The sequence below is a fragment of the Stappia sp. ABD4_338 genome (assembly GCF_056312175.1).
This window is the reverse complement of sequence record NZ_CM149982.1, coordinates 2842096-2857519: the sequence shown is the minus strand read 5'-3', so window position 1 is coordinate 2857519 and position 15424 is coordinate 2842096. Positions and strand designations below refer to the sequence as shown.

The 15424-nt window shown below is 69.1% G+C and carries 10 protein-coding genes; 5 read left to right on the top strand and 5 right to left on the bottom strand.

Annotation, left to right across the window (positions count from 1 at the left end):
* Positions 1 to 16: 16 nt before the first annotated feature.
* From ACYX4S_RS12865 to ACYX4S_RS12855, 3 genes are all read right to left on the bottom strand, one after another.
* Positions 17 to 1225 carry an acetyl-CoA C-acetyltransferase gene (locus ACYX4S_RS12865; protein ID WP_476360463.1) on the bottom strand — a complete coding sequence of 403 codons (1209 nt, stop codon included), beginning with the start codon at positions 1223 to 1225 and terminating at the stop codon, positions 17 to 19.
* Positions 1226 to 1304: 79 nt separating this feature from the next.
* Entirely contained in the window at positions 1305 to 3098 is a 1794-nt protein-coding gene (locus ACYX4S_RS12860) for an acyl-CoA dehydrogenase C-terminal domain-containing protein (protein WP_476360462.1), read from the bottom strand.
* 492 nt (positions 3099 to 3590) lie between these two features.
* Positions 3591 to 4049 (bottom strand): MerR family transcriptional regulator, encoded by a 459-nt coding sequence (locus ACYX4S_RS12855; RefSeq protein WP_476360461.1) that lies wholly within the window; start codon positions 4047 to 4049, stop codon positions 3591 to 3593.
* Positions 4050 to 4375: 326 nt separating this feature from the next.
* Between ACYX4S_RS12855 and ACYX4S_RS12850 the strand changes: the two genes are divergently transcribed.
* The 5 genes from ACYX4S_RS12850 (at position 4376) to ACYX4S_RS12830 (ending at position 12182) form a co-directional block, all read left to right on the top strand.
* Positions 4376 to 8632 (top strand): peptidoglycan-binding protein, encoded by a 4257-nt coding sequence (locus ACYX4S_RS12850; RefSeq protein WP_476360460.1) that lies wholly within the window; start codon positions 4376 to 4378, stop codon positions 8630 to 8632.
* Positions 8633 to 8868: 236 nt separating this feature from the next.
* On the top strand, positions 8869 to 9798 hold the full coding sequence (locus tag ACYX4S_RS12845) for a sulfite exporter TauE/SafE family protein (protein WP_422068148.1): 930 nt from the start codon (positions 8869 to 8871) through the stop codon (positions 9796 to 9798).
* On the top strand, positions 9795 to 10625 hold the full coding sequence (locus tag ACYX4S_RS12840; protein WP_476360459.1) for a TIGR02186 family protein: 831 nt from the start codon (positions 9795 to 9797) through the stop codon (positions 10623 to 10625). Before ACYX4S_RS12845 ends, ACYX4S_RS12840 begins: the two co-directional genes overlap by 4 nt.
* Positions 10626 to 10678: 53 nt before the next feature.
* Positions 10679 to 11182: a DUF3429 domain-containing protein gene (locus ACYX4S_RS12835; protein ID WP_476360458.1), complete on the top strand. Its 504-nt coding sequence runs from the start codon at positions 10679 to 10681 to the stop codon at positions 11180 to 11182.
* Between the two features lie 97 nt (positions 11183 to 11279).
* On the top strand, positions 11280 to 12182 hold the full coding sequence (locus tag ACYX4S_RS12830; protein ID WP_476360457.1) for a hypothetical protein: 903 nt from the start codon (positions 11280 to 11282) through the stop codon (positions 12180 to 12182).
* Here the strand turns inward: ACYX4S_RS12830 and pdeM are convergent, their stop codons facing one another.
* Together pdeM and ACYX4S_RS12820 are read right to left on the bottom strand one after the other, a co-directional pair.
* On the bottom strand, positions 12183 to 12911 hold the full coding sequence (gene pdeM / locus ACYX4S_RS12825) for a ligase-associated DNA damage response endonuclease PdeM (RefSeq protein ID WP_476360456.1): 729 nt from the start codon (positions 12909 to 12911) through the stop codon (positions 12183 to 12185).
* A complete protein-coding gene (locus tag ACYX4S_RS12820) occupies positions 12908 to 15421 on the bottom strand; it encodes a ligase-associated DNA damage response DEXH box helicase (protein WP_476362868.1) in 2514 nt (837 codons plus the stop codon). The genes pdeM and ACYX4S_RS12820 overlap by 4 nt, the downstream gene beginning before the upstream one ends.
* Between the last annotated feature and the right edge of the window lie 3 nt (positions 15422 to 15424).

The window sequence follows — 15424 nt, the reverse complement described above, 5'->3', positions numbered from 1 at the left end:
TCTCCGCCCTTGTCGCTCACACGCGCTCGATGATCGTCGCCGTGCCCATGCCGGCGCCGATGCAGAGCGTCACGAGTGCGGTGTTGAGGTCGCGTCGCTCCAGTTCGTCGAGCGCGGTTCCAAGGATCATGGCGCCGGTCGCGCCCAGCGGGTGGCCCATGGCGATGGCGCCGCCGTTCACGTTGACGATGGCCGGGTCCAGCTCGAAGGCCTGCAGGAAGCGCAGGACGACGGAGGAAAACGCCTCGTTGATCTCGATGAGGTCGATGTCGGAAAGCGACATGCCGGAGCGCTTGAGCAGCTTGTTCGTCACGTCCACCGGCCCCGTCAGCATCAGCGCCGGGTCGGAGCCGATGTTGGCGAAGGCGCGAATGCGCGCGCGCGGCCGGAGCCCCGAGGCCGTTCCGGCCTCGGCCGATCCGATCAGCACGGCGGCCGCGCCGTCGACGATGCCGGACGAGTTGCCGGCGTGGTGGATGTGACGCACCGCCTCCACTTCCGGGTGGGCCTGGATGGCGACGGCGTCGAAGCCGCCCATCTGGCCCATCATCTCGAAGGACGGGGCGAGGCCGGCGAGCGATTGCATGTCCGTGTCCGGACGCACATGCTCATCGCGGTCGAGCAGCGTGAGGCCGTTGATGTCGCGCACCGCGATCACGGAGCGCGAGAACCGGCCGTTCTCCCAGGCCGCTGCGGCGCGCTTCTGGCTCTCAACCGCATAGGCGTCGGCGTCGTCCCGGGTGAAGCCGTATTTGGTGGCGATGAGATCGGCCGACACACCCTGCGGCATGAAGTAGGAGGGCAGGGCGACCGCCGGGTCGACCGGCCATGCGCCGCCCGAGGAGCCGATGCCGAGGCGGCTCATGGATTCCGCGCCGCCGCCGATGACCATGTCGTGCTGGCCGCTCATGACCTGCGCGGCGGCGAAATTGACCGCGTCGAGCCCGGAGGCGCAGAAGCGGTTGATCTGCACGCCCGGCACGTCCGCCTCGTAGCCGGCGGCGAAAACGGCGGCGCGGGCGATGTCGCCTCCCGCCTCGCCGATCGGGTCGACGCAGCCCAGCACCACGTCCTCGACGAGCCGGGTGTCCAGCCCGTTTCGCGCCTTGAGCGCCTTGAGCGGCTCGGCGGCGAGCTTCACGGCGGTCACCTCATGCAGCGCGCCGTCCTTCTTGCCGCGCCCGCGTGGCGTGCGCACGTGGTCGTAGATGAATGCGTCGGCCATGAAAGTCTCTCCCTGAATGTCGTTGGCCGTGCCGGCGGCTCGAGCGCGCCGGCACGGCGTGAAACGTCGGCAGGACGCCTCAGAAGGCGGCCGCGTCGAGGCCCATCACCGTGTCGGAGCCGGCCGAAATGCGGGCGAGCCTGAGGCCCGTCTCCGGCATGTGGCGCTCCATGAAGTGGCGAGCAAGCGTGAGCTTGGTCTCGTAGAACTCCGTCTCGCCGGTGCCGGAGGCCAGCGCGGCGCGGGCGGCCCTGGCCATGCGCGCCCACATGAAGCCGAGCGCCACCGTGCCGAACAGGTGCATGTAGTCGCTGGAGCCCGCGCCGGCGTTGTCGGGTTTGGCGAGCGCGTTGTTCATGAACCACATGGTCGCCTTCTGCAGGTCGTCCGCGCCGGCCTTGAGCGGGCCGAGCAAGGGCGCCAGGTCGGCGTCTTCCGCATTTTCCTGAAGGAAGGTGCCGACCTCGTTGAAGAAGGTCATGATCGCGCGGCCGCCGTCGCGCGGCAGCTTTCGGCCAACAAGATCAAGCGCCTGGATGCCGTTGGCGCCCTCGTAGATCATCGTGATGCGGGCATCGCGCACGAACTGCGACATGCCCCATTCCTCGATGTAGCCATGCCCGCCGAACATCTGCTGGGCGGCGACCGTGTTGTCGAAGCCGACGTCCGTGAAGACGCCCTTGATGACCGGAGTCATCAGGCCCATGTGGTCGTCCGCCGCCTGGGCCGCCTTCTTGTCCGGGCTGCGGTGCGAGATGTCGGAGCGCAGCGCGGTCCACAGGATCAGGGCCCGCGCAGCCTCGTTGAAGGCGCGGACCGACATCAGCGTGCGGCGCACGTCCGGATGCACGATGATGGGATCGGCCGGGCCGTCCGGGTTCTTCGGGCCAGACAGGGCGCGCCCCTGCAGCCGGTCTCGCGCGTAGGCTACCGCGTTCTGGTAGGCGACCTCGGACTGGGAGAGCCCCTGCACGCCGACGGCGAGCCGGGCCTCGTTCATCATCACGAACATGGCGTTGAGGCCGCGGTTCTCTTCGCCGACGAGCCAGCCGGTCGCCCCGTCGTAGTTCATGACGCAGGTGGCGTTTCCGTGAATGCCCATCTTTTCTTCGAGCGCGCCGCAGGAGACCCCGTTGCGCGTGCCGGCCTCGCCGTTCTCGTCGGGCAGGAACTTCGGCACCACGAAGAGGGAGATGCCCTTGGTGCCTTCCGGCGCGCCCTCGATCCGCGCGAGGACCAGGTGCACGATGTTGTCGGTGAAATCGTGCTCGCCGGCCGAGATGAAGATCTTCTGGCCCGTGATCGCGTAGCTGCCGTCGCCGTTGGGAACGGCCTTCGACTTGATGAGACCGAGGTCGGTGCCGCAATGGGGCTCCGTCAGGTTCATGGTGCCGGACCAGACACCTTCGGAGAGCTTTGAAAGATAAAGCTTTTTCTGTTCTTCCGAGCCGTGGACGGCAAGTGCGGCGGCAGCGCCCTGCGACAGGCCCGGATACATGCCCCATGCCAGATTGGCACCGGAAATGAATTCCTGGATGATGGTGTTCAGCGTCGTCGGCAGGCCCTGGCCGCCATAGGCCTCGGGCATCGACAGGGCGATCCAGCCGTTGTCGCGGTAGGTCGCGTAGGCCTCCCGGAAGCCCTTGGGCGTCGTGACGGACGCATCGTCGGAACGCGTGCAGCCCTCCCGGTCGCCGACCGCGTTGAGCGGCGTGAGCGCCTCCTCGCAGAACTTCGCCGCCTCGCCCAGGATCGCCTCGATGAGATCCGGCGTCGCCTCGCCGAAGCCGGGAAGCTCCGCGTGGGACTGGAAATCGAGAACCTCGTCGAGAAGGAAAAGCACGTCGCGGACAGGCGCGGTGTAGCTCGGCATGAAGTCGTCCTCCCGGTTGCCTCTTGCCTCCAGGATCGTCGGCCCTCCCGTTCGATCCGAAGGCTTACGTTTGCGTAAACGTCACCTTGCCTCTCTATAGGGGCTTCGCGGCGGCTCGGCAAGAGCCCCGCGTCGCCGTGTGCCGGTTGCGCGGAAGGTCAGTGTGGCTCCAAATTCCGGCAATTCTCGACAAGAATTTTCGAAAAGTTGCGCGAAACATGCGCGAGATTGCCGCAGATCGGACCGCCGCGCGCCGCCCGCACGGGTTTGCAAAATGCAAGGTGGGGCGGAACGCGTCCGGGGACAACTCCGCGAAAGTGCCAAGAGGCTGTCGGGAGGCAAGCGAGAGGGCGAGCGGAACCGGCCCGGGAGGGGTGTCACCGGGCGGTCGAAAGCGCGCGGGATCACTTGTCCCCGCTTGGGGAAGCGGGAAGGCGCGGCGTGGGCCTGGGAAATGCCGGTCGAAAAGCGGAAGGCAGGGCGTCGCCGGATCTACTCGGCGGAATCGCCTTCCTTTTCCTTCAGCATGCCGGAGACGATCTCGACCGTCCGACCGAGTTCCTCGACCGCCTGGTCGATGTCGCGACGCTGCTGCTGCAGGATGTCGATCTGGCCCTGAAAACGCGACAGCGCGACACGAAGCTGCGTCACCTGGCCGTCGCGGAGGTCGTAGAGATCGAGCATGTCGCGAATTTCCGAAAGCGAAAAGCCGACCCGCTTGCCCATCAGGACCAGTTTGAGCCGTGCCCGATCCCGGCGCGTATAGACCCGATTCATGCCATCGCGGCGCGGGTTGATGAGGCCCTTGTCTTCGTAGAAGCGAAGAGTTCTCAACGTGACGCCAAATTCCTTGGCAAGATCTCCGATGGTGAAAAGCGTCTTCTTGGTTGAGTCATCCTTTGCCGCAACCGCATCGACGATGTCGTTGTTGACGGAAAGTGCTTCACTCATGGTCGGAAATCCCTGGTGACTTGCCGTGAGCGCGCCAATACGTGGTCGACCGCAGGGGCGGACGTTCGCTCAGGGTTCTCCGAATACATTCCGTCAAGGTAAGCGTCAAGCCGTGCCGAGGCGCAAGGACAAGGCCGAGTCGGCCGCGCGGGGCGCCGCTCACCCTTGCTTAACCATACGAAACCGCCGCTTAACCGGGTGTTTACCATAAGTGGCGAAGGTTTCGCCTGAGATCGACCGGATCGTGCGTAGCCGTTTGCGGCCGGGAGAAGAATGCAAGAACGCAATGGCGCCGATGGCGCGCCCCTCTGGGAAAGAGGCAGATCATGTCCTGGAACCTGCGCAACCGCACTTCGCGTGGCGAAAGCCCGGATAGCTGGAATGGCGCGGCCGACGGCCGCGACGTCGGCGAGGCCGATGGCTGGTACGCTCCGCAGAACCGCGCGCCGGCCTGGCAGCGCGGCGGTGGCGGGCGCAACGCCCATCCCGACGATGGCTACCGTGCCCCGCGACCCGGCGCCGAACTGCGCGAGGCGCGTCAGGAGCGCGAGATCGCCCGCGCCCAGCTCGACGACGTGGCCGACGCGCTTGGCCGGCTGATGCAGAGCCCGGAGGCGGCGCCCGCCGCCGGTCCGAACCGCCATGCGCGACGTGCGGCTGCCTCCCGCACCCGCAGCGAGGCCCGCGCTCCCGCCCGGTCGCAGCGCCCGGCCGCGGCCCCCTCGGGCGGCGACGCCCGCACCAGCCGCATCGAGGCGGTTCTGGGAGCGCTCGACCGGCTCGACCGCCGGGTCGAGGACCTGGCCCACACGACCGAGGAGTCCGTCGCCGCCGCCGACGAGGCGCCGGCTGGCGCGAACGGGATCTGGCACCAGCCGGATCCGCGCGACTACGCTCCCTCCGATGCCGACTATGACGCCTGGCGGGACCAGGACGATTTCAGGTCGGGCGACGACCGCCGGGGTCGGGGCGACTACGGGTCCCGCGACACCTACCGGACCCGCGAGGCCCGCATGGCGCCGCGCGAACGCATGGCTCACGATGCCATGGCTCACGGTGCTGACGGCGACCTGCGGCCGCTGATCCAGGATCTGGCGCGGCGCATCGACGGCGCAGCCGGGCCGCGTGCGGCGGAGCTTTCGACCCTGCGTGGCGAGATCGGCGAGCTGCGCGCCATGCTGATGGAAAGCCTGCGCTCCGAGCGCGGCCGTCCCCAGCCGCGCGACACGGGCGAGATGCGCCGGCTGTCGGACGCGGTCGAGCGGCTGCGGGCCGATCGGGGCGACATGCGCCTGCTCAACGACCTGCGTGACGAGATCGCGGATCTGCGCGCGACCATCGGCCAGTCCAACGTGGACGGGATGCTGAAGACGCTCGAAAGCGGCTATGCGCATCTGGTCCAGCGTCTCGACGAGTTGGGACGCGGCCGCGTCGAGCCGCGCGTCATGGACGAACTCGCCGACCGCCTTGCCGACATCGAGAGCGCGTTCCGCATCGTTCCGCGCGCCGACCAGCTTTCCGCCCTCGACGACCGGGTCGCCGACATCGGTCACCGGGTGGAGGAGCTCGTGCGCCGCAATTCCGGCGAGGACGTGCAGGCGCTGCGTGGCGAGATCCGGGGCGTGCGCGAGCTCGTCGAGCGCATCGACGTGCGCGACGTGCTGGGCGACATCGACGAGAGCATGGCGGCCCTTGGCCAGCGGCTCGACGTCATCGACCGGCTGTGCGACGACCAGCGCGCCATGGCCGATCGTCTGGACGCGATCGAGCGGCGCGTGCCGCATGGCGGGGCCATCGACCGGCTGAACGACCGGCTGAACGAGATCACCGGGATGCTTGCGGAGGACCGCTCCGGGTGCTCCGTCGCCGACCTCGACGAGCGGCTGGGCGAGATCAGCGGACGGCTCAAGCGCATCGAGAACGCCCGGCAGATGCCGCCGAGCTACGATGCCGCCTTCACCCTGCTCGAGAAGCGTCTGGCCGCCATCGACGGCAAGATCGACACGCTCGACCGGCCCGAAAGCATGAGCTTCAACGTCGAGGGCGCGAGCGCCTCCGTCGAGGCCGACCTGATCGCGCGTCTGGAAAGCGGCATCGCCCGGCTCAACGAGCGTTTCGAGAACGGCACACCCGCAGGCGATGGCGACCTTGGCGGTCTGCGCCAGGAGATCGCGGCGCTTCGCGAGAGCGTGTCGCGCCCCGCTCTGGACGACGATCTGGAAGCGCGCCTGCGCGATCTGGCCGACACGGCCACCCGGGGTGCTGGCAGCACCGACACGGCGCTTCTCGGCCAGGTCGAGGAGAAGATCGCCTATCTCGCCGCCAAGCTCGACGCGGCGGAGAGCGGCTTCGCGCGTCTCGACAGCCTGTCGGCATCGGCGGGCGAGGGCGATGGCGCGATTGCCGCCGCGCTGCGCGACGACCTTCACCGCTTGATGGACGCGGCGACCAGCTCCGAGCAGCGCTCGCGCGAAACCATGGACAGCGTGCAAGACGTGCTGGCCTCCATCAACACGCGCCTTCAGGCCCTTGAGGCCGGCGGGGGCGCCGCCGAGCCGATCGAGATCGAGGACACGCGTCCGCTCGAGCCGGGGTCGGGCAAGCCGCCGCGCCGCCGCATGAGTCAGCCCGCGCCGCAGCCCGTCCGTCGCGAGACCGCGACGGCACGGCCCGCCGCCGAGGCCCGTCCCGATCCGGGTGCCGAGGCCCTGCGCAAGGCGGCTGCCGCCGCCTCCGCCGCCCAGGCGGCCGGTGACCAGGGTGGAACGCTGCGTGATCGCAAGGCCGACTTCATCGCCGCCGCCCGGCGTGCCGCGCAGGCGGCCACCGAGGAAGCGGAGACCCGCAAGGGCGCCATGTCGTTCCTGACGGGCGGCAATGGCGCGGGTGAGGGCGAACAGCAGAAGGCCGGCGGCTGGCTGCGCTCGCGCCTGCCGGGCCGCCGCAAGGCCGCGACCCCCGAGGATGGCAAGACCGGGGAGGCGGATACCGTCGCTCCCGAGGTTCAGGCCGAGCGCCGCGAGGGCAGCCGCCGCAACAAGGGCGACACCCGGGACGCGCAGAATGTTTCGGCCCCCGATGTGACGATCGAGCCGCCGGTTGCCGACGAGCAGCAGGGAGCCGGCGGTCGCCAGCTCTTCTCCAGGAGCGGCCGCCGGGCCGTGCTTCTGGCCGCCGCCGCCGTGGTGATCGCGCTCGGCGCACTGCAGATGGTCAAGCTGGTGACGCCCGGGCTCAACGACGTGGCGAGTGTGGAACAGCCGCCGGCGATCGAGGGCAGCGCGACACCGGAAGGTCGGGTCGAGCCCGCGTCCGTCGCCGCCGAAGAGGCCGCGCGGGAAACGAAGGTTGCAGGCAGGTCGCCTGAACCGGAAGCGGGATCACAGGCAGGACGGAACGCCGCGGCGGCGGACAAGTCCGTCTCCGGCGAAGCGTCGCGCGCGGCCGATGTAGCCGGGCATGACAGTGCGGCCGCTGCTGACGATGCTCCGGTGACCGGCACCGCCGCCCGTGAGAGCCGCGAAGACAGCGACGTGGCCTTCGCGCCGCCGGCTGGCGCGGCAACAGGCTTCTCCGCCACGCCGGGGGCCATTCCCGCCCCCAGCTTCCAGGCCCGGGGCGCGACGCCTGCCAGTGCCGCCAAAGCGGTCGAGCCGAAGGCTGAGGCGGATGCCGCCGACGTGTCGGGCGCCGGCGTGGATCCCGCAGCGCTTGCCGCGATCCCCGCCGATGCAGGCTCCCTGGCGCTGCGCCAGGCTGCCGCGAAGGGCAATCCGGCGGCGCTGTTCACCATCGCCGTGAACTACACCGAGGGCACCGGCGGAGCGGCCCCGGACCTGGCGGCCGCCGCGCGCTACTACGAGAAGGCGGCCGAAGCCGGCCTCGCTCCGGCGCAGTATCGCCTGGGAAGCCTGTACGAGAAGGGGCGCGGCGTCGAGCGCAGCCTGGAGACCGCGCGGGACTGGTACCTGCGCGCCGCCGAGCAGGGCAACGCCAAGGCCGCGCACAATCTGGCCGTGCTTTACGCCGAGGGCCTGTCGGGAACGCCCGAGTTCCGCGATGCCGCCTATTGGTTCAAGCGAGCGGCCGCTTACGGCCTGGCCGACAGCCAGTACAATCTGGGCATCCTCTACGCGCGCGGACTGGGACTGGAGAAGAATCTCGTCGAAAGCTACAAGTGGTTCGCGCTGGCCGCGCGCCAGGGTGACACGGAAGCCGGCAAGAAGCGCGACGAGGTCGCCAACATGCTGTCGACCAAGGACCTGGCCGAGGCGCGCCTGTCGGTCGAGAACTGGACCGACCAGCCGCGCACCCCGGCGGCCAACGAGGTGGAGACCAAGCCGTCCTGGACCGCGCCCGCAAGCTCGGTGTCCAAGGCGTCCTTCACCGCCGACCCGCGTGAGCTGGTGATGAACGTGCAAAGGCTTCTCGCCGCGCGCGGCTTCGATCCCGGCACGCCCGACGGGCAGATCGGTCCGCGCACCCGCGAGGCGGTGAGGGCCTATCAGGAAGCGGCGGGGATGCGCGTCACCGGCGCGATCTCGACCGAACTGCTTGCGTCGCTGACGGGGACCGCGATCTGATCGTCGCGGAGCCCGGTCCGCGCGGGGAAACATGTGATCCGGCAATGACAAACCGCCAGTTTGGCGGTTCCGGACATTGACACGTCCCGCGCCCCGGCGCTTTATCGAGGGTATGGCGCAGGGTCCCGACGGCCGGGGATTGAAGACAGGGGCCGTCGCCGGATGCCGAGGGGTGGCGCGCTGCCCGTAAACAACCACGCCGCCGCGCGAGCGGACGGCCCAGTCGCCGGTGTGCCGTGCAAATCTACCTGCCCATCGCCGAATTGCCCGTCAACATGTTCATGGTGTTCGGGATGGGCGGTGCCGTGGGCTTCCTGTCGGGCCTGTTCGGCATCGGCGGCGGCTTCCTCCTGACACCGCTCCTGATCTTTTCCGGCATCCCGCCGGCGGTCGCCGTGGCCACGGTGACCAGCCAGGTCGTGGCTTCCTCCACCTCCGGCGTTCTCGCCTACTGGCGGCGCAAGTCCATCGACTTCCGGCTGGCGATGATTCTGCTGGTGGGCGGCGTCGCGGGATCGGCCATCGGCGTCTGGCTGTTCGGCATGTTGCAGACACTCGGCCAGCTCGACCTCGTCATCTCGCTGTCCTATGTGACGTTTCTCAGCACCATCGGCGGACTGATGCTGTTTGAATCGGTGCGCGCGCTGACGCGCCGGCGCTCCGGCGTGCCCGTTCCCGTGCGCCAGCCCGGCCGCCACAACTGGGTCCACGGCCTGCCGTTCAAGATGCGCTTCTACCAGTCGCGCCTCTATGTCAGCGTGATTCCGGTCATCGGCCTTGGGGCGTGCATCGGCTTTCTCGGCACGATCCTGGGCATCGGCGGCGGCTTCATGATGGTGCCGGCGCTCATCTACCTCCTGCGCGTCCCGACCAACGTGGTGATCGGAACGTCGCTCTTGCAGATCCTCGTCACCATGGCGGCGGCGACCTTCCTGCATGCCGTCTCCAACCAGTCGGTCGACATCGTGCTGGCCACGATCCTGATGGTCGGCGGTGTCATCGGCGCGCAGTTCGGCGCCCGCATGGGCCAGCGGCTGCGCGGCGACCAGCTCCGCCTGCTGCTCGCGCTGCTGGTGCTGAGCGTCGGGGTGCGCTTCTCGGTCAACCTGCTGATCCGGCCGGACGAGCTCTATTCGATCTCCGTCGTCGCGGGGGTGATGCCGTGATCCTCGCGCGTTCCGAAGCCCTGCGTGTCCGTGTGACGCCGGCCGTGGCGCGGGCGCTTCTCGCCCTTGTCGCGACCGGGCTCGCGCTGGCCCTGTCGGGGGTGCGCGAGGCGCGTTCGGAGCAGCTCATCGCGGCCATGTCGGCGGACGAGATCCGCATCCAGTCCAACTTCACCGGAACGACCATCGTCGTCTTCGGCGAGATCGCCCGTGATGCCGTCACCGTGTCGCGGCCCGAGCCATACGATCTCGCGGTGGTCGTGTCCGGTCCCGAGCAGGTGGTGCGCACCCGCCGCAAGGGCCGTTTTCTGGGCATCTGGGTGAACCGCGAGGCGGAGACCTTCGCCGAGGTGCCGAGTTTTCTCGCCGTGCACACGACCCGCGCCTCGCATGAACTGGCCGCGCGCTCGATCCTGGAGCGCTACCGCATCGGACTGCGCAATCTCAACCTGCCGATCGTGGCGGCGTCCGAGGCGCCCATGTCCGACCGCAACAACTTCCGCGAGGCCTTCCTGCGTCTTCGTGTGCAAGCGGGACTGTACGCCGAGCGCCCCGGGTCCATCGATTTCCTGAGCGGATCGCTGTTCCGCACCGCCGTGCAACTGCCGGCGAACATCCCGGTGGGCGAATATACCGTCTCCACCTACCTGCTGCGCGGCGGCGCGCTGCTGGCCTCGGCGGAGCAGAAGCTGACGATCGCCAAGACCGGCTTCGAGCAGTTCACCCATTCGCTCGCCTACGCCTATTCGGCGGTCTACGGCATCATCGCCATCGCGCTGGCGCTGTTCACCGGATGGCTGGCGGGAGTGATCTTCCGCAAGGACTGACGCGTAGACCCTGACCGGACACAGGATGCCGGGACGAAAAGGGGCCGAACGTCATGTCCGACGTCACCGCAAAAGACACGCCATCCCCGCGCGGCCAGCCTTCGGCGGCGGCATGGCTCGGGCTGGCCGGGCTCGTGCCCTTCGTCGCGGGCGCGGCCTATCTGACGGTTGCCGCCTTCGAGGTCGTGAGCCCGGCGGCAACGGGACATGCCGCGCTCGCGGTGATGCTCTACGGCGCGGTGATTCTGTCGTTCCTGGGGGGCGCACGCTGGGGAGCGGCCATGCAGGCCGGTGAGCGCGGAGCCGCCGGCTATGCGTTTTCCGTGCTTCCCTCGCTCGTCGCCTGGATCGCGGCCATGCTGCCGCCCGTGCAGGGCCTGCTCATGCTCGCCGCCGGACTTTTGCTGCAGGGCATGGCCGACACGCGGGCCGCGAGCGCCGGCCTGCTGCCCGCATGGTATGGCGGCCTGCGCGCGAGGCTCACCATGGTGGCGGTGGTGTCGCTGTTGATCGCCACCGGCTCCCTGCTTCTCGTGCTGCGCGAAGGGCTGATCTAGACGGCATCTGCGCGCGACTTGCCAATTTCATCTGGTTGCAGTGCCGGGCGCATGGCACCATCGCGTTGTCGTTCGGGGACAACGGGAGGGTGTTCGAATGTGGGGGCAGGGGATTTTCCGGTCGGGAGCCCTGGCGCTCGCGGCAATGGCGCTTCTGTGCGCACCGGCGCGGGCGGAGGACATTCCGGAGGCGGTGCTGGCACTGGAACGGGCGGAAAACGCCGACACCTGCCGCGAGCAGATGGATTTTCTCGACGGCTATATCGTGCCCGTGGAGGCCAACGGCGACGGTCTCGCCGACTATCTGGTCAACACCGGTCACCTGATGTGCGACGGCACCCAGATGATGTGGTGCGGAACGCTCGGCTGCGTGCACCGGATCTGGCTGCAAAGGCCGGACGGCACCTTCGAAAAGGCGTTCGAGAGCTATGCCTACGAGATCGTCTTCGACCGTCCGGGCGATCCGTCCTTCACGGTGGCGACCCGACGGGGCCGGGAACGCTCGAGCCTCGTGGAGGCAGACGGGACGGGTGGTGACACGGCGGCGTCGGCGGACGGAGGCACGGTCTTCTCCGCGCCCGCGGAGCGTTGGGTCTACCGGAAGGATCCGGCTCCCGTGGCGGCGATCGGGCCGGCGGATGCGCATCTGTCGCTGACCTGCGAGGACGGCGGCCTGCGGCTGCGCTACTCGGCCTGGTGGCTCTACGACGGCAATGAGATCAGCGACCATGCCCGCGCGTGGGAGGCCGAAGGGCGGGGCATCCTGCCGACCTTCGCGGTCGGGCGCGACGAGACGGACATTCCGGTGGGCATTTCCGAAGGGGAGAAGGTTCTCGTGGCGGATGCGCTGCTGCCGCCTGACGCGGGGCTCGTGGATGCGCTGGCGCGTGGTCGCCATGTGACGGTGCACCATGGCGGCTCGCTGGAGCACATGCTGCAGTATCCGCTGAAGGGATCGTCCGCCGCCCTGCGTTCGCTGCGCGCGGCGTGCCGGCCGTGACTACTGGTCGCCGACGAGCCGGGAGCCGGTGAAGGGGTAGAGGCGGCCCTCGCCGAGCATGAAGACGGAGAACTCGCGCGCCTGGAAATAGGGCTGCCACGCGGTGTCGAGCACGTTGAGGCCGCCGGTAAGGACACCGAAGGCGGGTAGAACGAGCCGGTTTCCGTCGGTTGCGAAGCACGGACGGCGGACCGAGCGGCCATAGCGTCGGATGCGCGCGCAAGGGTGAAGGTGGCCGGAGATCTCGCCGGGCGCCGCGTTCGCGTCGGGCTCGTGCCGGAAGACGAGGTTGCCGATGGCGATCTCGGCATGGGTCTCGCCGCACAGGAGAACCGGCGCGACCGGATCGTGGTTGCCGGTGATCCAGACCCACTCGCGCCCGAGTTGCAGCGTGGTGAGCATGGCGCGATAGGCGGCGGGAAGGCGGTCGGAGCCGTCGGCGTCATGGAAGCTGTCGCCAAGCGCCACGACACGCGAGGGTTGGAAGGCGTCGATCACCTCGGCGAGCTTTTCCAGCGTCGCGGCGGTGTCGTAGGGCGGCAGCATGACGCCGCGCCGGGCGTAGCTCGAGGCTTTCTCGAAATGCAGGTCCGAAACGATGAGCGTGTTCTCGTCCGGCCACCAGAGCGCCCCGCTGTCATGCAGGCCGACAAGCTCCCCGGCGATGGCGATGTCGTGACAGACCGGCGCGAAGCGCCGCGTCTCGATTTCGGCCGTGAAAGGTCTCACCCCATTGCCTCCCTGACCAGATCCTCCGCTGCATCGGCCAGCAGCGCTTCCTGCGCCGCGCCGAAGACGGGTTCCTTGCCGATCTCCAGCATCACCGGAACGGCGAGCGGAGAGATTCGCGCCAAACGAGTATGCGCGATTCGACCGCGTATTCGGGCAAGAAGTTGCCCCAGGCGCGAGATATCCAGAAGTCCTGACGCGGCGTCCGCCCAGGTTGCCTCCAGAAGGATGTGACCGGGCTCGTGCCGCCGCAGCACGTCGTAGATGAGATCCGAGGAGACGGTCACTTGCCGTCCGGTCTTCTCCTTGCCCGGATGGCGGCGCTCGATCAGTCCGGCGATCACGGCACAACTCCTGAACGTGCGCTTCATGAGGCTCGACTCGGCAAGCCAGGCGTCGAGGTCGTCCCCCAGCATGTCCTCGTCGAACAGCGCGTCGAGCGAGAGCCGCCCGCTCTCCGCCTCGGCTCCCAGGTCCGTTAGCCCCCACACGGCGAGCGCATAGTCGTTGGCGACGAACCCGAGCGGATGCAGGCCGGCGCGCTCGAGCCGGCGGGTCAGCAGCATTCCCAGCGTCTGATGGGCAAGCCGACCGTCGAAGGGATAGCAGACCAGATAGTGTTTTCCCGAGCGGGGAAAAGTCTCCACCAGCAACCCGTCGCGGTCGGGCAGGCGCGAGTTGAGGAGTTGCAGCTCGAGCCAGTCGCGGACCTGGCCGGGCAGGGCGGACCAGCCGGCGGGATCGGCGAGCATCGCCCGCACACCTTCCGCCAGATAGGTGGAAAGCGGAAACTTGCCGCCCTGGTAGGAGGGGATCTTGGGTGCCTCGGCGCGGGCGCGCGAGACGATGGCCTCGTTCTCCGCAAGGCCCTCGAAGCGCAGGATTTCGCCCGAGAACAGGAAGGTGTCGCCGGGGGCGAGTTGCTCGATGAACCACTCCTCGATCTGGCCGAGCACCCGTCCGCCGCGCCCCACCGCAGCCCGCCGCCCGTCGGCGCGGGCCCGCTGTAGCCGCACCCTGAGCATGGGCGCCTCGACGATGGTGCCCACGTTCAGCCGGTACTGCTGGGCGATCCTGGGATGCGACAGACGCAGGAGACCGTCGCCGGCCGGCTTCAGGCGGGCATAGCGCTCGTAGGTGGACAGGGCATATCCCCCGGTCGCGACGAAATCGACCACCCGGTCGAACTGGTGCCGGGTGAGGCTCCGATAGGCTTCCGAGGACCGGACTTCGCCAAAGAGCGCGTCCGGCGAAAACGGCCCCGCGCAGGCAACGCCCAGCACGTGCTGGGCGAGAACGTCCAGCGCGCCCTCGCGCAAGGGGGGCGTGTCCTGCGCGCCGACGCGCGAGGCCGCGAGCGCCGCCTGGCACTCCAGGACCTCGAATCGGTTCGCCGGCACCAGGACGGCGCGCGAGGGATCGTCCATGCGGTGGTTGGACCGGCCGATGCGCTGGGCGAGGCGGCTTGCGCCCTTCGGCGCCCCGACCTGGATGACGAGATCCACGTCGCCCCAGTCGATGCCGAGATCGAGCGAGGAGGTGCAGACGATCGCCTTGAGCCGGCCCTCGGCCATGGCCGCCTCGACCTTGCGCCGCTGGCCGACGTCGAGCGAGCCGTGATGCAGGGCGATGGGCAGGTTGTCCTCGTTCGCGTGCCACAGGTTCTGGAACAGCATCTCGGCCTGGGAGCGGGTGTTCACGAAGACGAGGCTCATGCGGTTCGCCTTGATGAGCTCGTAGACGTCGCCGACCGCATGGCGCGCGGAATGTCCCGACCACGGCAGGCGTTCGGCCGTGTCGAGAATGGAAATGTCCGGCGTTGCCCCGCCCGCGACCCGGACGAGTTCCGCAAGCTGCCTGTCCCCGTCCCCCTGTGATACGAGCCAGGCCCGCAGGTCGTCGGGATTGGCCACCGTCGCCGACAGGCCGATGGCGCGAAGGTCGGGCGAGAGCCGGCGCAGCGCGGCAAGTCCGAGCGCCAGAAGGTCGCCACGCTTGGAGGTGACCAGTGCGTGCAACTCGTCGAGGATCACCGTGTCGACGCCCGACAGCATCTCGCGGCCCTGGGGATCGGAGAGAAGCAGGGCGATCTGCTCCGGCGTCGTCAGGAGAATGTCGGGTGGCGCCTGTTTCTGGCGCTGGCGCTTGTGGGTCGGCGTGTCGCCGGTGCGGGTCTCGATTGCGACGGGAAGCCCCATTTCGGCGACCGGGCGTTCCAGGTTGCGGGCGATGTCGACCGCCAGCGCCTTCAGCGGCGAGATGTAGAGCGTGTGCACGTGGCGTCGCGCCGGCGTTCCCGGCTTGCGCCTGCCGCGCGCGGCGAGCGCGATCAGGCTGGGCAGGAAGCCCGCCAGCGTCTTGCCGGCACCCGTGGGAGCGATGAGGAGCGCCGAGGCTCGCGCCTGCGCCAGCCGCACGAGGTCGAGCTGGTGCCGGCGCGGGGCCCAGCCCCGTGCGGCGAACCAGCTCGAGAAGGTCTCCGGCAGAAGTGGGTCGTGTGCGGCGTCCATCGG

Coding starts and splice junctions, on each gene's coding strand:
- ACYX4S_RS12830 (WP_476360457.1), top strand. CDS start 11,280: ATGTGGGGGCAGGGGATTTTCCGGTCGGGAGCCCTGGCGCTCGCGGCA.
- ACYX4S_RS12855 (WP_476360461.1), bottom strand. CDS start 4,049: ATGAGTGAAGCACTTTCCGTCAACAACGACATCGTCGATGCGGTTGCG.
- ACYX4S_RS12865 (WP_476360463.1), bottom strand. CDS start 1,225: ATGGCCGACGCATTCATCTACGACCACGTGCGCACGCCACGCGGGCGC.
- ACYX4S_RS12860 (WP_476360462.1), bottom strand. CDS start 3,098: ATGCCGAGCTACACCGCGCCTGTCCGCGACGTGCTTTTCCTTCTCGAC.
- ACYX4S_RS12820 (WP_476362868.1), bottom strand. CDS start 15,421: ATGGACGCCGCACACGACCCACTTCTGCCGGAGACCTTCTCGAGCTGG.
- ACYX4S_RS12835 (WP_476360458.1), top strand. CDS start 10,679: ATGTCCGACGTCACCGCAAAAGACACGCCATCCCCGCGCGGCCAGCCT.
- ACYX4S_RS12850 (WP_476360460.1), top strand. CDS start 4,376: ATGTCCTGGAACCTGCGCAACCGCACTTCGCGTGGCGAAAGCCCGGAT.